Consider the following 20759-nt stretch of genomic DNA (forward strand, 5'->3'; position numbering starts at 1 on the left):
ATGCTTGTAGATCGCCAATTGGCGCGGCTTCCAGCGATTAATGCTGCGCCATATTGCATCTTTCCCGGTCAGTGTTTGCCGCCGTAACCCGAGATGCCGATAGCGAAGCGAACCAGGTTGTAGCTCGCCCAGCGTAACAGGCGCGAGTGCCAAGGCAGTTGTTGCCAGCGCTGCGGCGGCAGTTCTTGCGCGCCTTCCTGCATGGCTTTCCCCAGGCTGCAGCGCAATTCAGCCGCAAATTTAGCGTCCAGTACGACGAGGTTGGCTTCCTTGGCCAGCAACAGGCTGAAGGGGTCGATGTTGGACGAACCGACGGTTGCCCACTGCTCATCAATGACCGCCACCTTGGCGTGCAGGAAGCTGTGGTGGTATTCGAAGATGTGAATGCCGGCGTTCAGCAGCTTGCTGTAAAGCGCTTGCGTGGCGTAATGGAACAGGCGGTACTCAATGCGGCCCTGGAGCAGGATGGTTACCTGCACTCCGCGCTGTACGGCATCGCTCAGTGCGCGCCGAAAGCGCCGACCGGGCAGGAAGTAGGCGTTGGCGATCAGGATGTTTTCGCGGGCGTCGGCGATCGCCGCCAGATAGGCCTCTTCGATATCCCGGCGATGCCTGATGTTGTCGCGTACCAGAAAGGCCGCTGCCTGATCTCCGCGTGGCGAAGGGTTCGGCTCCGGGCCACGCACGATCCGGAAGCGCCGTTTCATTTTGACCCAGATGACGATTTCCCAGAGCCGTTGCATGCTGCGCTGGATCGGCATGAGCAACGGGCCTTCAAGCCGTACGGCGTAGTCGTAACGCGGAGGTGACTGATCCGGATTGTTGAGGTCGTCGATGATATTGATGCCGCCAACGAAGGCAATTTCCCCATCGATGACCGCCAGTTTGCGATGCAGGCGGCGTAGCCGGTGGCGGCGCAACTTAAAGCGCGAGAGGTCGGGTCGATAGGCCAGCGCCATGACGCCGGCGTCGGTCAGCGCGGGCATCAGCGTGCGTGAAAAGGCGGGGGCGCCAAATCCGTCGACCAGAACGCGCACCTCGACGCCGCGCCGAGCTGCTGCCATCAAGGCGTCGGAAACAGCCCGGCCGGTGCTGTCATCCTCAAAAATATAGCTTTCAAGATGCACTTCATGCCGGGCTTCGTTGATCGCGGTGAGCAGCGCCGGAAAGAATTCGGCTCCGCTGTCAAGCAATGTCAGTCGGTTGCCGGGCAGGAATTCAGCGGACATCGCCGCAGTTGTCGTGCAGCAGATTAGCGGAGAGCGCGGCGTGGTCGGAAATTTTCGACCACGGATCGCCGAAATGCATCTCGGCATGAGTGACCGAGAAGCCGCGCACGTAGATGCGGTCCAGTCGCAGGACTGGCCGTTTGGCCGGGAAGCTGCGTCCCGGCGATCCGGGGCTGCCATAGGCGCCGCCAAAAACCTCGCACAGGCCGAGACGCTGCGCCAGTAATTCGTCAGCCTCGTTGCGCCAGTCGTTGAAGTCACCGGCAATGATCAGTGGCGAGTCAGGGTCGGCGATATTCTCAAGATACCCGGCCAGGGCATCCAGTTGCCGGCGCCGAGAACGGGCGAACAGCGAGAGGTGGGCGCAGACACAATGCAGCGCCTTTTCCAGCCCCGGCACGTTGATGGCGCAATGCAACAGGCCGCGCCGCTCGAAGCGATGGTGGGTGACGTCCTGATTGTGCGAATGCTCGATCGGGAAGCGGGCAAGAATCGCATTGCCGTGGTGTCCGTGGTCGTAGATCACGTTGCTGCCGTAGGAGGTCGATTGCCAGACGTCTGCAGCAAGGAAGTCTTGTTGCGACCCGTCCGGCCAATTGTCAATTTTCTCGGCATGCTTGCTGTGCATGCCCTGGACTTCCTGCAGGAAAACGATGTCGGCCCCCACCTCGCGCAGTTGTTCGCGCAGTTCATGCACCATCATGTGCTGATTGAATTGGGAGAAACCCTTGTGGATGTTGTAGGTAAGAACCTTTAATTGCGAGGTGTTCATGGCACTCACGAAACCGCAAGCATCCTTTCCAGTGCCAGCCTGGCGAGAACCAATTCGTGCTCCGGTACCTTGATCTGGTTGACAACCTGGCCTTCGGCCAGATTTTCCAGCGTCCATGCCAGATGCTGCGGATCGATGCGCTGCATCGTCGAGCACATGCAGACGGTCGGCGACATGAAGTGGACGATCTTGCCTTCGGGTTTCATTTCCTCGGCCAGTCGATTAACCAGATTCAACTCGGTGCCGACCAGCCAGCGCGTGTTTGGCGGGGCTTCCCTGATGGTCTTGACGATCAGCTCGGTCGAGCCGACGTAGTCCGACTGCTTGCACACCTCGAAGCTGCACTCCGGGTGGGCGATGACCAGCCCGTCCGGATACTGGTTGCGGAACTTCAGGATGTGCGCCGGCTGGAACATCTGGTGCACCGCACAGTGGCCTTTCCAGAGCAGCAGCCGGGCCTTGTGAATCTGTTCAGGCGTCAGGCCTCCGAGTTCGAGATCGGGGTCCCAGACCATCATCTCGTCGAGCGGGATGCCCATTTTGTAACCTGTCCAGCGGCCAAGATGCTGGTCGGGGAAGAACAGTATCTTCTCGCGTTGCCCGAATGCCCACCCGGCAATTGTTCCGGCATTCGACGAAGTGCATACGATGCCGCCATGCTCGCCGCAGAAAGCCTTGAGGTCGGCCGCAGAATTGATGTAGGTCACCGGTGTGACTGATTCTTCGGCGTTCAGTACCGAACTCAACTCGCGCCAGCAGCGTTCGACCTTGGCCAGATTGGCCATGTCGGCCATCGAGCAGCCAGCCGCCAGGTCGGGCAGGATGGCTTTCTGGTGAGGTTTGGACATGATGTCGGCAACCTCGGCCATGAAATGGACGCCGCAGAAAACGATATATTCGGCATCGGCTTGGGCGGCGAGGCGGGAGAGTTTGAGCGAGTCGCCGGTCAGGTCGGCGTATTGATAAACATCGGCACGCTGATAGTGGTGGCAGAGCAGAACGGCCTTCTTGCCGAGCTTTGCCCGGGCAACACGAATACGTTCGTGGCAGGCGTCGTCCTGCAGTTGGTTGAATCGGTCAAAGGCGATGGTCGCGGTTTGCATTGCATATTCTCAAATCGTTGCCGTGGATGGATAAACGGGCGGTAGCAGAAGGGAATTGTCTCAGAGGCCGTGAAAAAAAGCCTTAACACCCACCGCAGAGCCGCAAAGACGCAGAGGTTTCGCAGAGAAAACCTTTAAAAACAATGGGGGTTCCTCTGCGTTTTCTCTGCGTCTTTGCGCCTCTGCGGTGGATTCTTGATCTATTCTCATGCTCTCAGGTGTTTGACTTCAGCTTTTCCACTGTAGCCCGGCATGGCGCCAGCCGCCGGTCTTGCCGCGTTGTCCGTTGGCGTCCTTGTCGCCTTCAAAGCCCTCAAGCACGTTGTAACACTCGTTGTATCCGGCCTGGCTGGCAAGGCAGGCGGCGTGGTGCGAGCGAATGCCGCTGCGGCAGATGAACATGACCAGCGCTTCCGGGTCGACCTGTTTCTTCAATTGCGCGAGGAAATGGCTGTTGGGCTGATTTGACGGGTAGCTTAACCATTCGATTTCTTCGGCGCCGGGAATGCGGCCGACCCAATCCCACTCGGCGCGGGTGCGGACGTCGACGAGTTTGGCTCCGGGTGCCAGTTGCCAGATTTCACAGGCTTCCTTGGGCGTCAGTGCGCCGGCATAAGGCAGTCCGAGTTCGCTGGCGCGTGTATGGGCCAGTTTCAGGAGATCGGTCAGTTTTCCCATGAGAGTTATCAGTATCAAAAAGAAGGATGTAAAGTATAAATCACTTGCTCTGCCTGTGCCGTTTATGAAAAAGGCATCAATGGCACTGGCGTGGTGCGTTGTTGTAAAAAAACGCACCACGCCAGTGCATTTAAAACCCTTGAGTAAGCAATATTGCCTTATGGCACAATGCCGCGTTAGCGTGAAAGTCGCCCCAGTGACTCTCGAATCTCCCCTCGCCCTCCGGGAGAGGGGTCGGGGGTGAGGGAAACGGGCATGACTTTCATAATTTGGGGCGCCTTGCAAAGCCATGCCCGTTAGCAGCGAACGGATTGGCATGGTTTCTGCTATTACCCAAGGCACCTTATTTTTAATTCTACTGTCGCCGGAATTACCGGTATCCGCTGAGGAGACTTTGCATATGGCAACCCCGCAAGATGTAATCGATATGGTCAAGGAAAACGACGTCAAGTTCGTCGACTTCCGTTTTACTGACACCCGTGGCAAGGAGCAGCACGTTACAGTTCCGGTCAGCGCCTTCGACGAAGACAAGTTCGAGAATGGCCACGCTTTCGACGGCTCCTCGATTGCTGGCTGGAAAGGCATTCAAGCCTCCGACATGCAGTTGATGCCGGATCCCTCAACCGCCTATATCGACCCCTTCTTCGACGAAACGACGCTGGTTCTGACCTGCGACGTCGTTGACCCAGCCGATGGCCGTGGCTATGACCGCGATCCGCGCTCGATCGCCAAGCGCGCTGAAGCCTACCTGAAGTCCACCGGCATCGGCGATACCGCCTATTTTGGTCCGGAACCCGAATTCTTCATCTTCGACTCCGTCGAATGGGGCGTCGACATGTCCGGCTGCAACCTGAAGATCTACTCGGCCGAAGCCGCATGGACCTCGGGCGAGAAGAGTGAATCTGGCGGCGGCACGGGTCATCGCCCGACGGTCAAGGGCGGCTACTTCCCGGTTCCCCCGGTCGACAGCCTGCACGACATCCGTTCGGCCATGTGCCTGACGCTGGAATCGCTTGGCGTGCCGGTTGAAGTCCATCATCACGAAGTGGCAACCGCCGGTCAATGCGAAATCGGCACCCTGTTCAGCACGCTGGTCAAGCGCGCCGACTGGACGCAGATTCTCAAGTACGTGGTGCATAACGTTGCCCATCAATACGGCAAGACCGCTACCTTCATGCCGAAACCGATCGTTGGCGACAACGGCTCGGGCATGCACGTGCATCAATCGATCTGGAAGGATGGCAAGAACCTGTTCGCCGGCAACGGCTACGCCGGTCTGTCGGAAATGGCGCTTTTCTACATCGGTGGCATCATCAAGCACGCCAAGGCGCTGAACGCTATCACCAATCCGGGCACCAACTCGTACAAACGTCTGGTTCCGCACTATGAAGCACCGGTCAAGCTGGCTTACTCGGCCAAGAACCGTTCCGCTTCGATCCGCATTCCGCACGTTGCGTCCGACAAGGCGCGCCGTATCGAAACGCGTTTCCCGGACCCGATCGCCAACCCGTACCTGTGCTTCACGGCGTTGCTGATGGCCGGTCTGGACGGCATCCAGAACAAGATCCACCCTGGCGATGCAGCCGACAAGAACCTCTACGATCTGCCGCCGGAAGAGGATGCAAAGATCCCGACCGTTTGCGCCAGCCTCGAAGAAGCTCTGGCCGCACTCGATATTGATCGTGAATTCCTGACCCGTGGCGGTGTCTTCTCCAGCGACTGGATCGATGCCTACCTCGAACTGAAGATGGAAGAAGTCAACAAGGTTCGCATGACGACCCACCCGGTTGAATTCGATTTGTACTATAGCTGCTGATCCATTTAGTAGCCTGGCAGTAAAAAAGGACGGGCATGCCCGTCCTTTTTTTTGTCCACCGCCTGCGGGCTTGCTGCGTTTGTATTTAATCGGGGTATCCCATACACTGATATGTGTAGTTGGCCTCAGAATGCTGGCTATCAACAACGGATAGGAACGCGATGAATTCCCGAAAGTTTTATTTCCCGCTCGCTGCATTGCTCTTCCTGGCCGCCATCCCTGTCCAGGCGGATGTCATGTATCAGTGCACCGATGAAAGCGGGCACAAATCGTTTTCAAACATAAAGTCTTCAGCAAAGGGCGCCAAGTGCTCGGCAATGGATATGGGCTCCCCGGTTAGTAGTCCGGCGACCAAGGCCGCAACGAAAACCCCGACGCCGGCCACATTTCCCAAGGTTGACGACAACGCGCAAAAGTCACGCGATACGGATCGCCGGCGTATTCTCGAAAGCGAATTGACCGCCGAGCAGAAGAATCTTGAGCAGGCGAAGAAGGATCTCGCCGAACAGGAAGCCACCGTGCTACCCAATGAACGCATGCAGTACAAAGGCGGCGGTGGCATCAGTGGCGGCAAGGTCGAGGAGCGAGTGCAGCCGTTCAGGGACAAGGTGGCTTTGCATGAGCGCAATATCGAGGCCATCCAGAAAGAAATTTCAAAGCTGCGCTGATCCGAAAATGGTGCGCTTGATGCTGTCTGACGCCCATGCCTGATCCCTTGAGCAACCAGTTCGGCGGGCTCGATCTGCTTTCCTCGTCGGTGATTTTGCTCGACAAGAATTTTGCCATCCATTACATGAACTCCGCTGCGGAGAATCTGCTGGCGCTCAGCAGCAAAGCCGTGACCGGATGCCACCTGGAAAATGTCGTGGATTGTCCCAGCGCACTTCAGGAAACGCTGGACAATACATTCTCGTCAGGCTGGAGCTATACCGGTCAGAGCATAAAACTTGTCCGAAATGACGGTGTAGTCCTGCATCTCAACTGTACAGTCAGTACGATCGATACGCAGGGCGCTGGGCTTCTGGTCGAACTGTGGCCGATCGATCAGCAATTGAAAGCGACGCGCGAAGAGCGCCTGCTTGAGCAGCAAATCGCCAGCCGTGAACTGATCCGTAATCTGGCGCATGAAATCAAGAACCCGCTCGGCGGCATTCGCGGGGCGGCACAGTTGCTCGAACATGAGCTCAACAACCCTGACTTGCGCGAGTACACACAGGTCATCATCAAGGAAGCGGACCGCTTGCAGGATCTGATGCGGCGCTTGCTTTCGCCGCATCGGCCGATGCAGCCGGGGCCGGTCAACATTCACGAAATTCTTGAACGGGTGCGCAGTCTGCTGACCGCGGAATTCCCGCAGACTCTCACCGTCCACCGCGATTACGACACCAGTTTGCCCGAACTGGTGGGTGATCGCGAGCAACTGATCCAGGCCGTGCTCAATATCGCGCGCAATGCAGCGCAGGCCATCAAAGGGCAGTCAGGTGACGTTCCGGCTTCAGGGCAGATCACGCTGCGTACCCGTGTCGACCGGCAGGTCACGCTGGCCAAGCGGCGCCATCGGCTGGCGCTAGAGTTACAGGTAATCGACAACGGCCCGGGCATTCCGGACGACATTCGCGAGCGCATGTTTTACCCGCTGGTTTCCGGTCGCCCGGGAGGCAGCGGTCTCGGCCTGACCCTGGCGCAGAGCTTCGTTCAGCAACACCAGGGGACGATCGAGTGCGTAAGTCGCCCCGGATACACCTGTTTTACGATCCGGATGCCCTTGATCACGGGGTGATGGCAAGCTATTTGCTATAGCTTCCTCATACTATTCAAGATGTCTGGAAAATCAATGAAACCTGTTTGGATCGTCGACGACGACAAGTCAATTCGCTGGGTGCTGGAAAAAACCCTGTCCCGCGAGCAGGTGCCATTCAGGAGCTTTGCCTCGGCCAGCGAAGCGCTTTCGCAACTTGATCTGGGCGTCGAGCCCCCGCAGGTGCTGGTGTCGGACATCCGCATGCCCGGCGAGTCGGGGCTTGAACTGCTCAAACAGGTCAAGGAGCGTTTTCCTTCGTTGCCGGTGATCATCATGACCGCCTACTCGGATCTGGACAGCGCGGTCGCGGCTTTCCAGGGCGGAGCTTTCGAATATCTGCCCAAGCCGTTTGATGTCGATCAGGCACTGGAGTTGATTCGCCGAGCCATTGACGAGAGCTTGCACCAGGTTGGTGCGTCCACTGAGGTTGGCCTGGTGCCGGAGATTCTCGGCCAGGCGCCGGCCATGCAGGAAGTTTTTCGTGCCATTGGCCGCCTGAGTCAATCGACGGCGACGGTGATGATCACTGGCGAATCGGGCTCGGGCAAGGAGTTGGTGGCGCGCGCCGTGCATCGACACAGCCTGCGTTCCGACAAGCCGTTCATCGCCATCAATACCGCAGCGATTCCCAAGGATCTGCTCGAATCCGAGCTCTTTGGCCATGAGCGCGGTGCCTTTACCGGTGCGGCAGCGCAGCGGCGTGGCCGTTTTGAGCAGGCCGAAGGCGGCACGCTGTTCCTCGACGAGATCGGTGACATGCCTTCCGAATTGCAGACACGTCTGCTGCGTGTGCTTTCGGATGGCAACTACTACCGCGTCGGCGGGCATTCGCCGATCAAGGCCAACGTGCGCATCATCGCCGCCACGCACCAGAATCTGGAAGCTCGGGTCAAGGAAGGCTTGTTTCGTGAGGATCTGTTCCACCGTCTCAACGTGATTCGCGTGCGCTTGCCGAGCTTGCGCGAGCGGCGTGAGGACATCCCGATTCTGGCCCGCCATTTCCTGCAGAAGAGCGCGCAGGATCTGGGGGTCGAGGCCAAGCGTTTTTCCGATGCGGCGCTCAGGCATCTGGCCACGCTGGATTTTCCGGGCAACGTGCGGCAACTGGAAAACATCTGTCATTGGCTTACCGTCATGGCCCCGGGCCAGCAGGTTGATTTCGCCGATCTGCCGCCGGAACTGCGTGAAACGTCTCCGCTGTCCACGGCCTATGATTGGGAGGGTGGGCTGGCGATGGAGGTTGATCGTTTGCTGGCCGGCAGGGATGGTCAGGTTCACGAAAAACTGACCAATATCTTTGAGCGCGTCCTGATAGCCCGTGCGCTGACCCACACCGGAGGACGCCGGATCGAGGCGGCGCTGGCACTCGGCATAGGTCGCAACACCATCACGCGCAAGATTCAGGATCTGGGTCTTGATGGCGGGCGGGCCGATGATGCGGGGCAAGCCGCCAGATAATCAGCGATAATGGCGGCCTTCAATCGATGCCGCCGCAATGTTTGATAATCCTGCCTCCCTGCTGATCGATCCCGTGCGTTTGCAAACCCTGCTCGGGGAGGCACGTGGACGCTTCGACGTCGATTCGCTGGTCGAGTGCGAATCGACCAACACGGTGCTGCTGGTGCGTGCTGCACAGGGCGCTCCGGCTGGCAGCGTCATCGTGACAGACCGGCAAACGGACGGGCGCGGCAGTCGTGGGCGCCGCTGGTTCGCATCACCGGAATCGAGTCTCACCTTTTCCGTACTCTGGCGTTTTGATGGCGGCCTTGATCGACTGGCCGGGCTCTCGCTGGCTGTTGGCGTCGCCGTGGTGCAGGCCCTTGAAGCCTGCGGCGCTTCGGGCATCCGGCTCAAATGGCCGAACGACATCCTGCTCGGCAATGCAAAGCTGGGCGGCATTCTCGTCGAGCTACAGAGCGAACCGGGCTGTGCCTTGGCAGTAATCGGCATCGGCCTGAATCTGAGCCTGCCGGAAAGCATCGGCGAGCGCGACGACTTCACGCTGCCGCCAGCCGCACTGGACGAAATACTCTTTCCCCTGCCGGAACGGCATGCCTTGTTTGCACAACTGCTGATTGAACTGGCGCATGTTTTTGACCGCTTCTCAAGCGGCGGATTTGCCGAACTGCGTAATCAGTGGCAGGCGCTGCATGCCTGGCAGGATCGTCCGGTGTGTCTGCTGCGCGACGGCCGGGTCGAGAAAGAAGGCATCTGCCGTGGCGCCGATGTCGACGGTGCGTTGCTGGTGCTCACGGCGGCTGGTATCGAGCGCTGCCTGTCCGGCGACCTTTCACTGCGTGCCCTTTCATGATGATCGCCATCGACGCCGGCAATACGCGCCTCAAGTGGGGTGTGCATGATGGCGCGGCATGGGTCGCTCAAGGCGTACTGCCTACCGGCGAAGCCGCACGCCTGGCCGAGGTGTCTGCCGCCTGGCCCGATGCGGCGCGAGTCGTCGCCTGCAACGTGGCCGGCGAGGCGGTTGAACAGGCGATAAACGCTGCGCTGGCGCAACGCTTCCCCGCACTGCTTTGGCTGCGCTCCAGCGCCGGGGTTTGTGGCGTACGCAATGGTTATGAGCAGCCCGAGCGCCTTGGCGCCGACCGCTGGGCGGCGCTGATCGGCGCCCATGCTCAGGTCGCCACCGACTGCCTTGTGGTTTGCGCCGGTACGGCGACCACGGTCGATTGCCTCGATGCGACTGGGGTATTCCGCGGCGGGCTGATCCTGCCGGGCATTGAGCTGATGCGCGCCTCGCTGGCCGGCAACACCGCCCAGCTGCCGCTGGCTGAAGGCGAGTTCCGTTCCGAGCCGCGCAATACCATGGATGCCATCGCCAGCGGTTGTCTGCAGGCCCAGATCGGCGCCATCGAACGCATGTTCTCGGGATTGTCAGGCAAGCCGGGAGCGATCTGTCTGCTGACGGGTGGAGCCGCGCCCTGCATTGCGCCGTATTTGAACATCCCGTTCAAAATGTCCGAAAATCTTATTCTCGATGGACTGGTGCGCTACGGCGCTTCGCAGTAATCTTGCGGGTGTGTCGGCCGGATCAATCCGGCAAGGCGTAGTTTGCGAATTGGAGAAACCTCATGTTGCCTAAAATGCTGGCCATGCTGCCTGCCTTTCTTGCCTATTTTGCCGTAGCCGTGGCGTTGATTGCGGTATTTTTTCTCATCTACGTCAACGTCACGCCTTATGACGAAATCGGCCTGATCCGGCAGGGCAACACCGCCGCCGCCGTGAGCCTTTCCGGCGCCCTGTTCGGGTTTGCCATGCCGATTGCCAATGTGATCGCCCACAGCGACACGCTGGCCGACCTCGCCGCCTGGGGGGCAATTGCCGGCGTGATCCAGTTGCTGGCCTATTTGGTGGCGCGCTTCACGCTGCCGCATCTGATCGAAGATATTTCAGCCGGAAAACTGGCGCCGGCAATTTTCCTCGCCTCACTTTCGCTGACGGTCGGGCTGACCAACGCCGCCTGCATGGCCTATTAATCCGGCACTAACGGGCATGGCTTTGAAAGGCGCTCCAAATTATGAAAGTCATGCCCGTTTCCCTCACCCCCGACCCCTCCCAGAGGGCGAGGGGAGGTTCGAGAGTCGCTCGCGCGACTTTCACGTTAATACTCTAGGAGATCGACATGGCACTCATGGATTTCATCAAAAAACAATTCATCGACGTTATTCACTGGACTGAAGAAGGCGATGGGGTGCTGGCCTACCGCTACCCGATGCAGGATTTCGAAATCCAGAACGGCGCCAAGCTGACCGTGCGCGATTCACAGATGGCGGTTTTCGTCAATGAGGGGCAGGTCGCCGACATCTTCGGCCCCGGCCTGCACACGCTGACCACCCAGACGCTGCCGGTCCTGACCAACCTGAAGAACTGGGACAAGCTGTTTGCCTCGCCCTTCAAGTCCGATGTCTATTTCTTCTCGACGCGCCTGCAACTCGACCGCAAGTGGGGAACACCGAATCCGATCACCATCCGCGACAAGGATTTCGGCATGGTGCGGATGCGCGCATTCGGCATCTATTCGTACAAACTCACCGATCCGGGAAAGTTCTACAAGGAAATTTCCGGCACGCGCGAGCAGTACGTCGTCGATGATCTTGATGGCCAGTTGCGCAGCCTGGTAATCAGCTCGATGACTGATTTGTTCGGCGAATCGGGCGTTCCCTTCATCGACATGGCGGCCAATCAGTCCGAATTCAGCACCGCGCTGAAGACCAAGCTGGAACCGGTGTTCGACCGTTACGGCCTGGCCCTCGACAGCTTTGTCGTGCAGAACGTCTCGCTGCCGGAAGAACTGCAGAAGATCCTCGACACCAAGATCAGCATGAACATGATCGGTGACATGGGCCGCTTCACCCAGTACCAGGTGGCCAACAGCATTCCGCTGGCAGCGCAGAACGAGGGCGGGATGGCCGGCATCGGCGCTGGTCTGGGGGCCGGAATGAGCATCGGGCAAGGCATGGCGCAGGCCATGACGCAAGCCATGCAGCCGGGCGCATCACAGCCGGCAGTTGCCGCCGCCGTAGCGGCGCCGGCGGCGGTCAATGCCGACGATATCGTTGCCACGCTCGAAAAACTGCATGGACTGGTGGCCAAGGGCATCCTGTCGCAAGCCGAGTTTGACGCCAAGAAAGCCGAGTTGCTGGGCAAACTGAGCTGAATTCAGCCCGGTCGGATGGCTCGTGAAAAGACCAACACCAACCGCGAAGGCGCAAAGGTGCCAAGGGCACGCAAAGAAATGCATTGCGTTCCCAGGGTTAACCTTTGCGTTATCTTTGCCCCTTTGCGCCTTCGCGGTGGACGTGCCGCTTTTCAGAATGTGCAGTGAAAACCGCTAACTGCCCATCCTGCGGCGCGCCGGTCAGCTTCCGCTCGGCGGCTTCGGTCTATGCCGTCTGCGAATTCTGTCGCAGCACCTTGCTGCGTGACGGCGAGGACCTGAAGAACCTCGGCCGCATGGCCGACTTGCTGGACGACCCGACCCTTATCCAGATCGGCAGCGAGGGGACGTTCCGCGGGCTGCACTTTGGCGTTATCGGGCGCATCCAGCTCAAGCACGAGGCCGGGCTGTGGAACGAATGGCACATCATTTTCGACGATGCGCGCAGCGCCTGGCTATCGGAGGCTGGCGGCGAATTCGTGGTCAGTACGCTGGTGCCGGTCAGCGAAACATTGCCAGCCTTCGAGTCGCTGAAGCCGGAAATGCCCGTCAGCATCGCCGGACGCAGTTTCACCGTCACCGACCTCGAATCGGCGCGCTGCATCTCCGGGCAGGGCGAACTGCCATTCAAGGTTGAAGCCGGCTACGACGTTAACGCCGCCGACCTGAGAAGCAGCGACCGCTTTGTCACCATCGACTACAGTGAAACGCCGCCGCTGGTTTTTGTCGGCTATCAGGCCACTTTCGACGAACTCAAGCTGGCCAATCTCAAGGATGAGCGCACGCTTTCGGCTGGCGGTGTGCCAACGATCAAGGCCAGGGCCTTCAACTGCCCGCACTGCGCCTCGCCGCTCAGCGTGCACTCCGGCGCCATCGAGAGCGTCGCCTGCGACAGTTGCGGCTCGATCATCGGCGTCGAAAACGAGAACGTGCGCTTGCTGGCCAGCGCCGCGCAGTCGATGCGCGTCGTGCCGTGGCTGCCGCTCGGCAGCAAGGGCAACTTGCACGACGTTGAATGGGAAGCCATCGGCTTCATGCGGCGCAGCACGCGCTCGGGCGGCGTCGATTACGCCTGGTCCGAATACCTGCTGTTCAACGCCGAGCAGGGTTTTGCCTGGCTGACCGAATATCAGGGCCACTGGAACTACGCGCGTACGCTGTCCAGCCCGCCTGCGGTCAGTCGCGGACAGGCTTCATTCAAGCGCAAGGATAGTGAGTTCAAGCTGTTCAGCTCGGGAAAAGCGGAAGTCACCTACGTCGTCGGCGAATTCTACTGGCGCGTCGCGGTCGGCGAATCGTGTCTCGTCGAAGACTACATCTGCCCGCCGCTGATGCTCTCGCGCGAGGTGACGGACAAGGAAGCCAGCTGGTCGGAGAGCGACTATCTGGAGCCGGAAGCCTTGTGCGCGGCGTTCAAGATCAAGGCAACGGCGCCGGCGCGGATCGGCGTTTTTGCCAACCAGCCCAACCCGCTGATCGAGCGCCATCGCGGCGTATTCAGCCTGTTCTGGAAGCTGGCGCTGGCGGCGACCGTGGTGCAACTGGCCTTCGTTTTCATCTTCGCATCGCATCTCGTTCTCAAACAGCAACTGGTCCTTTCGCCGTTCAATGAAGAAGCGACGCTGACCACGCAGGAATTCACCCTGCCCAGCCGGGCCAAATCGCTGCGCGTCCGGCACAGCACCGACGTTGAAAACAACTGGGTGGACATCACCACCACGCTGGTCGAGAAGAAAACCGGCGAGGCCTATCAGGGCGCGCAGGAAGTCAGCTACTACCGTGGCGTCGATGACGGCGAAAGCTGGTCGGAAGGGAACAAGGACGACGCCATCGCCTTCAAGGACATCCCGCCCGGAACCTATTACCTGACCATCGAGTATGAGCTTGGCAAAGATCGGGTTGACGCCGTGGCCGACACAGTTGCAGTCGTTCGCAACCCGGTGACCTGGTCGAACTACGTGTTCGTGATGATCTTCCTGGTTCTTTTCCCGCTTTATTCGCGCTGGCGGCGCAGTGCCTTCGAGGCGAAGCGCTGGAACGAAAGCGACCTCGGCGGCGGTGAGGAAAGCGACAGCGGGAACGACGAGGACGAATGAGATGATCAAGACCAACCTCGTCATCGGGCTGCTCGCGCTGGCTTTCTTTTCCCATGCCCAGTATCAGGGCTGGAACCTCTTCGAGCGCAGTGCCAGCGCGCAAACTGCGCGTCTTGCGGGCAGCGGAAGCCGCGCCTATCACAAGTAGGAAGCGGGTTTTTCTCTGCCTGTCCATTGCTCAATAGCCAACAAGAAGCAGGGCTGAGAGCCAATAAACACGGGCATCTTCAAGGCATGCCCCGCAGGACATGGTTTTATGCGGCCGCTGGCACACACTTCCTGTAGATCGTCTAAAGACGGGTGTACTCAAGCATCTCCTCCATGTCCGGAAACGCCTTCAGCAGAATGGTCGATAGTCGTTCAATGACCTTGGCGGGTACTATCTGTCTTTGCCCACTCAAGAGAAGCAATTTCCGCATGCAAAGAGAAGTCCAAGAGAAGTCCAGGTTCGCCGTCGTGGCGGCTGTTCAACTGCCGAGCGTGAGCGACGTCGAGTTCGAGGCGTCGTTGACCGAACTGCGCGAATTGGCAAAAACACTGGGGTTCGAGGTCGTACACAAGTTCATGCAGAAGCGCTCCGGCTTCGACAAGACGGCCTATCTGGGCGTCGGAAAGCGGGAAGAAATACGCTGCTTCGTGAACAACGAACCCGAGTTTGCCGAGTTGAATGAAACGCGGCAGAGCGCCGCTGACCCTTGCAGCGGTGAAATCGACGTCATCTTCGTCGACCACGAGATATCTCCATCGCAGGCGCGTAACCTCGAAAAGGAGGTCGGCTGCCAGGTGATGGACCGGACCATGGTCATCCTCGAAATCTTTCACCGCAACGCCCGCTCTCGCGCCGCCCGTGCGCAGGTTGAGATCGCGCGCCTCGGTTACATGGCACCGCGCCTGCGCGAGGCGGCGAAGCTCGCCGGGCCGCAAGGGCGGCAGCGCAGCGGCCTCGGTGGCCGCGGGGCTGGCGAGTCGCACACCGAGATGGATCGCCGCAAGATCCGTGACCGGATTGCCGAACTGCAGTTGGAAATCACCGCCATGGATGTCGAGCGCAAGACGCAACGTGCCCGGCGGCAAGAGCGCCAGGGGCTGGCTGGGGTTGCGCTGGTCGGCTACACCAACGCCGGCAAGTCCACCCTGATGCGAGCACTCACCGGCAGCGAGGTGCTGGTCGCCAACAAACTCTTCGCCACCCTCGACACCACCGTGCGCGCGCTCCACCCCGAGAGCGTGCCGCGCATACTGGTCAGCGACACGGTCGGTTTCATCAAGAATCTGCCGCACGGTCTCGTCGCGTCGTTCAAATCCACACTCGAAGAGGCGCTTGATGCGTCGCTGCTGCTCCACATCATCGACGCCAGCGATCCCGGGTTTGAACGCCAGCTTGAGGTTACAGACGACGTGCTTGACGAGATTGGTGCGAAAGCCGTGCCGCTCATTCGTATCTTCAACAAGATCGATCACGTCGGGGACGCCGCGGCACAAAGCGAATGTGCCGCGGCGCTGCGTGCGCAGTATCCGGATTGCATCGTGATGAGCGCGCGCCGCCCTGACGACGTTGCCAAGCTACGCGAGAGAATCGTCGGGTTTTTCCAGGGGAATCTTGTCGAGGACGAGATTTTTCTGCCTTGGTCGGCACAGCAACTGCGTGGGGCAATCTACGCAAGTTGTGAGGTGCTGGCGGAGCGTGCCGACGGTGAGGGCGCGTTTTTTCGCGTACGTGGCGAAAGCGACGCTGTCAAGGGCCTGCGCGAGCAGTTCAGCCGGGCTTAGTGAGCGTCTAAGCCGGCGGCAAGTTGGCCGATTGACGCGCTCTCTGTTTGGCGGCGACATAATCCGCATGACCTACATAAAGCAAGTCGGCGATCTTGCGCATCAGATGCAGTTCGTGCGCATCAAGGTGCCCATCGGCCATCGCCACCTGCCACATGTTTTCGATGATGCGGATTTTCTGCTCGGCGTTGCAGGCCTTGTTGATCAGGGAAGTGAATTGGTAGTAGCCGCTGGCTTGACCCGCCTCCTGCTCTGCCAGGCCGAGCAAGGTTTCCAGTTGCTCAGCATCAAGCCCGAACTGCTGGCGTAATGTTGCGACGATGGAGTTACGCTCTTCAACGGCGATGTGGTCATCCATGCGCATCATCTCCAGCAGCAAGGCAGCAGTAGCGATCTGTAGCGCTTTTTCACTGCCAGCCGCGCTTTGACTTGTTCCTGGTTCGATGAACTGGCTGAAGAATCCTTTAATGCTGGCGATCATGGATATCCCTCTGGGGTAGTGGTGGGCAATTCGCTGAACACGTGATGAACTCGATATCTATCGAGGCGATGCCCAAATTGTATAGCGTCATTGATTTTCTGCATCCGACCATGGCTTTTTCGGTCGCGGTCATGCCGGCAACCCGACTGTGGACTCATAGGTTGTGAAAAAATGCCGGAACACCCACCGCAGAGCCGCAAAGTCGCAAAGGTTTCGCAGAGAAAACCTTTAAAAACAATTGGGGTCCGGGTCCTCTGCGTTTCCTCTGCGTCTTTGCGTCTCTGCGGTGGATTGTTGAAATATTCGCAAACTACCAGAGTAAGGTTAATCCACTTTTCAGAATAGAATAGATCGGACTCGAACAGATTCCCTATTCAATGAATCAGGCCCTCCTCTTTTCCGTCTTCGTTATCGCATCCTGCGGCCTGGCCTACGAGCTGATTGCCGGCGCGCTGTCGAGCTATCTGCTTGGCGATTCGATAACCCAATTTTCGACGGTCATCGGCACCTATCTGTTTGCCATGGGCATCGGTTCGTGGCTGTCGCGCTTCGTTGAACGCAATCTGGTAGCTCGTTTTGTACAGATCGAGCTGATGGTCGGCGTGCTCGGCGGGTTCTCGGCCGCTGGGCTGTTTTTCATTTTTGTCTGGTTCTCGACGCCTTTCCAACTGGCGCTGTACCTCGCGGTGTTTGGTATCGGCGTGCTGGTCGGTCTGGAAATTCCGCTGATCATGCGCATCCTCAAGCGCGACCTGAGCTTCAAGGATCTCGTCTCGCAGGTGCTCACCTTCGACTATCTCGGCGCGCTGGCCGTCTCCATTCTTTTTCCGTTGTTGCTGGTGCCCCATCTCGGGCTGGTGCGCAGCGGCCTGCTCTTCGGCCTGCTCAACGTGCTGGTCGCGCTGTGGGCGCTGTGGCTGTTCCGCGAGCAACTGCGCAACGCCTTCTGGCTGAGAACGCAGGCTTTTGTCTCGCTGATCATGCTGGCGCTCGGTTTCGCGGCAGCCGGGCAATTTACCTCGCTGGCCGAGGCGCACCTTTACGCCGACGAGATCGTTTACAGCGAGAACTCGCCCTACCAGCACATCGTGATTACGCGCTGGAAGGATGATCTGCGCCTGTTTCTCAACAACAATCTGCAGTTCAGTTCGCGCGACGAATACCGCTACCACGAGGCGCTGGTGCATCCCGCATTGTCTACCCTGCCCGGCGCGCGGCGCGTGCTGGTGCTCGGCGGCGGCGACGGTCTGGCGGTGCGCGAGATTCTCAAGTACCCGCAGGTCGAGACGGTAACGCTGGTCGACCTCGATCCGGCGATGACGCAACTTTTCTCGACGGCCGCCCCGCTACGCAAGCTCAACGCCGACGCGCTGCATTCGCCCAAGGTCAAAGTAGTCAACGCCGACGCGCTGAAATGGCTGGAAGACAACGACGCGCTTTTTGACTTTGTGGTGGTGGATTTTCCCGATCCGTCAAATTTCGCCATCGGCAAACTCTACAGCGCCGCCTTCTATCGCCTGCTGGAGAAGCACCTTTCGGCAGGTGCGCTGGCCGTCATCCAGTCCACTTCGCCGCTCTACGCCCGCCAATCGTTCTGGTGCGTGGTGACCACGCTGGAAGATGTCGGTCTGGTCGTGACGCCCTATCACGCGCTGGTGCCGTCGTTTGGCGAATGGGGTTTCGTGTTGGCCGGTCGTCGCGCCTATCAGCCGCCGGCCAGCTATGCCGTCGAGACGCGCTTCCTGACACCCGAAACAACTCCGGCGCTGTTCCAGTTTCCCAAGGACATGGCGCGCGTCGACGCCGAGGTGAACCGGCTCAACAATCAGGTGCTGGTGCGCTACTTCGAGAACGAGTGGCGGCAGGTAGTTCGTTAAGCGCATGCGTCGCCGCGATTTCCTCGCCTCAATGGCCGCAGCCGGTCTGGCTTCCCTTCCCGGCTGCAGCAGCCCGGCCAAGCCCGCCCTGCCGCCCGGTGCGCTGCTCGGCACCGCAATCGATCCCGGGCATCTGCTGCGCGAAAACAGCCTGCCCGCAGCGACCGAGACGCAGCACGTTCCGGTGCTTATCGTCGGCGCCGGCATCGGCGGACTGTCGGCCGGATGGAAACTGGCAAAGTCCGGCTTCAACGACTTCCTGATGGTCGAACTGGAAGCCGAAGCCGGAGGAAATTCACGTGCCGGGCAGAACGAAGTCAGCGCCTATCCTCTGGCCGCGCACTACCTGCCGTTGCCGACGCGCGAGGCAACAGCGGTGCGCGAACTACTGGCAGAACTCGGCGTATTGCAGGGCGACCCGCGCGCCGCCCGCCCGCGCTTCGACGAACGCTATCTCTGCGCGACACCGCAGGAACGGCTGTACCGCAATGGCTGGTGGCAGGATGGTGTGCTGCCGCAGCTTGGCGTAAGTTCCGCCGAGCATGAACAATACCGGCGATTTTCTGCCCTGATGGACGCCTTCAAGCAGCGGCGCGACGTCGGTCGCCGCGCCTTTGCCCTGCCCATGGCCTTCTCCAGCCAGTCCCCCGACCTGCTGACGCTCGACAAGCTGACCATGCGCGACTGGCTGCTGGCGCAGGGACTCGATTCGCCGCATCTGCACTGGTACGTCGATTACGCCTGCCGCGACGATTACGGCACGAGCAGCGCCGAAGTTTCCGCCTGGGCCGGCATTCATTACTTTGCCTGCCGCAATGGCGAAGCGCAGGATGCGGCGAGCGAAACCGTGCTCACCACGCCGGGCGGCAATGGCTGGCTGGCCGAAGGCATGGCGAAAAGTATCAAGACGCGTGCCGGAGATCGCCTGCTGAGCGGGGCGCTGGCCTTCCGCGTTGCCGAAGTTGACGGGAAGATGAGCGTCGATCTGTGGCTGCCGGCGGAAAAACGCACGCTGCGGCTGGTCGCCGGGCAACTGATCTGGGCTGCACCGCTGTTCCTCGTTCCCCATGTCTTTGCCGGCCACGAGTCACTGAAGTCGGCGGCCCGAACTTATTCCCATGCACCGTGGCTGGTCGCCAACCTGACGCTTGCGCGCCACCCCGAGGAACGCGCCGGCATGGCTCCGGCCTGGGACAATGTACTTTACGACAGTCCCGGTCTGGGCTACGTGGTATCGACGCACCAGCAGATGCGCATGCGTCCGGGCGCCACCGTGTTCACCTACTACCGTGCGCTGTCCGGCATGATGCCGCAGCAGGGACGAACGGCCTTGCAGGACACCTCGCGCGAGGACTGGGCCGAACAGATACTCGCCGAACTGGAACGGCCGCATCCGGATATCCGGCAGGTAACGACGCGCCTCGATATCTTCCGCAATGGCCACGCCATGGCGCGCCCGTTGCCGGGTCTGATCGGGGGCGAAGCACGCCGCCTGTTTGCCGCCGATGGCACCCATTTGCGCTTCGCCCATGCCGACGTCAGCGGCTTCTCGCTGTTCGAGGAGGCGCAGTACCGCGGCGTTCTGGCGGCAGAACGAACGCTGCACCGTCTTGGCAAGCGTTTTACTACTTCGCTCAGTTGAAAGCACTGCTCATGAACCATAAAACCGCAGTTGGATGTAATGCCAATGTCGCAAGCCCTCATCCCCGGCCCTTCTCCCGCGGGGAGAAGGGTGCAAACCCCCTCTCCCCGCGGGAGAGGGTTGGGGTGAGGGCTAAACCCCCGTCAAATCTGGCGTTGCGGTCAATTAGTCGCGGTCAACTGAGGTTTTTAGGATGAATGGACTGCACCTCATCGCCGAACTCCACGACTGCCGATGCCAGCCGCGCCTGCTGCTCAGCGTCGACGCGCTGCGTGAATTATGTCTGGCCGTCTGCACCTCGCCCGGCCTGACACCCGTCGGGCAGGTCTTTCACCAGTTCGGCAACGACAGCGAACCGGCCGGCGCCACCGGCGCAGTGATCCTCGCCGAATCGCATCTGGCCGTGCATACCTGGCCGGAACTCAATGCCGTCACGCTCGACCTCTACGTCTGCAACTTCAGTCAGGACAACCGCGCCGCCGCCCGTGCGGCCTGCGACCGGCTGATCGCCGCCTTCGCGCCGGTGAAGGTGGAAATGCGCGAAGTCGAGCGTGGGGGCTGATCAACGAACACCTCGGTCGTAAACCTGATCAGTAAGCTGCAAGCCGCATGGATAGGCGTTCTGCACCGCCAATGCCTGAAGAGTGGCGTAAATAAACGATCTTCAGGTATGTGGCTCGTAGATGACCATTCGACGAGCCTCTCTGTCCGACGCATTTTTTAACGGCGATCCGTCACCGAATTCCTGGCACTGCGATGTCTCACCCGGAACCAGAAAAATCGGCTATCCGGTTGGATCAGGCGGAATCGGTGCGGGCG

At 59.9% G+C, this 20759-nt stretch carries 19 protein-coding genes; 14 read left to right on the forward strand and 5 right to left on the reverse strand.

The window, feature by feature from the left end; translation table 11 throughout:
- Nucleotides 1-68: 68 nt before the first annotated feature.
- The 4 genes from clsB to ACOYNV_RS01660 form a co-directional block, all read right to left on the reverse strand.
- Entirely contained in the window at nt 69-1229 is a 1161-nt protein-coding gene (clsB, locus tag ACOYNV_RS01645) for a cardiolipin synthase ClsB (protein WP_422897989.1), read from the reverse strand.
- Nucleotides 1219-2001 carry an endonuclease/exonuclease/phosphatase family protein gene (locus ACOYNV_RS01650; protein WP_422898050.1) on the reverse strand — a complete coding sequence of 261 codons (783 nt, stop codon included), beginning with the start codon at nt 1999-2001 and terminating at the stop codon, nt 1219-1221. The genes clsB and ACOYNV_RS01650 overlap by 11 nt, the downstream gene beginning before the upstream one ends.
- Before the next feature lie 5 nt (nt 2002-2006).
- Nucleotides 2007-3104, reverse strand: a complete 1098-nt coding sequence (nadA, locus tag ACOYNV_RS01655) for a quinolinate synthase NadA (protein ID WP_422897990.1) — start codon at nt 3102-3104, stop codon at nt 2007-2009.
- Nucleotides 3105-3332: 228 nt separating this feature from the next.
- Complete coding sequence (locus ACOYNV_RS01660; RefSeq protein WP_422897991.1) at nt 3333-3782, reverse strand: rhodanese-like domain-containing protein; 450 nt, start codon at nt 3780-3782, stop codon at nt 3333-3335.
- Nucleotides 3783-4182: 400 nt separating this feature from the next.
- On the opposite strand from ACOYNV_RS01660, the gene glnA reads away from it, so the two are divergent.
- From glnA to hflX, 11 genes are all read left to right on the forward strand, one after another.
- Nucleotides 4183-5598, forward strand: a complete 1416-nt coding sequence (gene glnA, locus ACOYNV_RS01665; RefSeq protein ID WP_422897992.1) for a type I glutamate--ammonia ligase — start codon at nt 4183-4185, stop codon at nt 5596-5598.
- A gap of 161 nt (nt 5599-5759) precedes the next feature.
- On the forward strand, nt 5760-6266 hold the full coding sequence (locus ACOYNV_RS01670; protein ID WP_422897993.1) for a DUF4124 domain-containing protein: 507 nt from the start codon (nt 5760-5762) through the stop codon (nt 6264-6266).
- 35 nt (nt 6267-6301) lie between these two features.
- On the forward strand, nt 6302-7378 hold the full coding sequence (glnL, locus tag ACOYNV_RS01675) for a nitrogen regulation protein NR(II) (RefSeq protein ID WP_422897994.1): 1077 nt from the start codon (nt 6302-6304) through the stop codon (nt 7376-7378).
- A 54-nt stretch (nt 7379-7432) separates the two neighbouring features.
- Nucleotides 7433-8857, forward strand: coding sequence for a nitrogen regulation protein NR(I) (gene ntrC, locus ACOYNV_RS01680; protein WP_422897995.1), 1425 nt, complete (start codon nt 7433-7435; stop codon nt 8855-8857).
- Between the two features lie 37 nt (nt 8858-8894).
- Nucleotides 8895-9710, forward strand: coding sequence for a biotin--[acetyl-CoA-carboxylase] ligase (locus ACOYNV_RS01685; RefSeq protein WP_422897996.1), 816 nt, complete (start codon nt 8895-8897; stop codon nt 9708-9710).
- A complete protein-coding gene (locus ACOYNV_RS01690; protein ID WP_422897997.1) occupies nt 9707-10426 on the forward strand; it encodes a type III pantothenate kinase in 720 nt (239 codons plus the stop codon). Before ACOYNV_RS01685 ends, ACOYNV_RS01690 begins: the two co-directional genes overlap by 4 nt.
- 62 nt (nt 10427-10488) lie before the next feature.
- Nucleotides 10489-10893 (forward strand): DUF350 domain-containing protein, encoded by a 405-nt coding sequence (locus tag ACOYNV_RS01695; RefSeq protein ID WP_422897998.1) that lies wholly within the window; start codon nt 10489-10491, stop codon nt 10891-10893.
- A 146-nt stretch (nt 10894-11039) separates the two neighbouring features.
- Complete coding sequence (locus tag ACOYNV_RS01700) at nt 11040-12074, forward strand: SPFH domain-containing protein (RefSeq protein ID WP_422897999.1); 1035 nt, start codon at nt 11040-11042, stop codon at nt 12072-12074.
- A gap of 164 nt (nt 12075-12238) precedes the next feature.
- Nucleotides 12239-14170: a DUF4178 domain-containing protein gene (locus ACOYNV_RS01705; protein WP_422898000.1), complete on the forward strand. Its 1932-nt coding sequence runs from the start codon at nt 12239-12241 to the stop codon at nt 14168-14170.
- A gap of 1 nt (nt 14171) precedes the next feature.
- Entirely contained in the window at nt 14172-14318 is a 147-nt protein-coding gene (locus tag ACOYNV_RS01710; protein WP_422898001.1) for a hypothetical protein, read from the forward strand.
- A 269-nt stretch (nt 14319-14587) separates the two neighbouring features.
- A complete protein-coding gene (gene hflX, locus ACOYNV_RS01715; RefSeq protein ID WP_422898002.1) occupies nt 14588-15940 on the forward strand; it encodes a GTPase HflX in 1353 nt (450 codons plus the stop codon).
- 7 nt (nt 15941-15947) lie between these two features.
- Here the strand turns inward: hflX and ACOYNV_RS01720 are convergent, their stop codons facing one another.
- The gene (locus ACOYNV_RS01720; RefSeq protein WP_422898003.1) at nt 15948-16421 is read right to left on the reverse strand and encodes a TerB family tellurite resistance protein; all 474 of its coding nucleotides are present in this window, start codon (nt 16419-16421) and stop codon (nt 15948-15950) included.
- Between the two features lie 377 nt (nt 16422-16798).
- Between ACOYNV_RS01720 and ACOYNV_RS01725 the strand changes: the two genes are divergently transcribed.
- The 3 genes from ACOYNV_RS01725 to speD all read left to right on the forward strand — a co-directional run bounded on the left by ACOYNV_RS01725 (nt 16799) and on the right by speD (nt 20502).
- A complete protein-coding gene (locus ACOYNV_RS01725; RefSeq protein ID WP_422898004.1) occupies nt 16799-18298 on the forward strand; it encodes a polyamine aminopropyltransferase in 1500 nt (499 codons plus the stop codon).
- Between the two features lie 4 nt (nt 18299-18302).
- On the forward strand, nt 18303-19940 hold the full coding sequence (locus ACOYNV_RS01730) for an NAD(P)-binding protein (RefSeq protein ID WP_422898005.1): 1638 nt from the start codon (nt 18303-18305) through the stop codon (nt 19938-19940).
- 193 nt (nt 19941-20133) lie between these two features.
- Nucleotides 20134-20502, forward strand: coding sequence for an adenosylmethionine decarboxylase (gene speD / locus ACOYNV_RS01735; RefSeq protein ID WP_422898006.1), 369 nt, complete (start codon nt 20134-20136; stop codon nt 20500-20502).
- The last annotated feature ends 257 nt before the right edge of the window (nt 20503-20759 follow it).

The organism is Propionivibrio sp. (assembly GCF_049316945.1).
Taxonomy (GTDB): Bacteria; Pseudomonadota; Gammaproteobacteria; order Burkholderiales; family Rhodocyclaceae; genus Propionivibrio.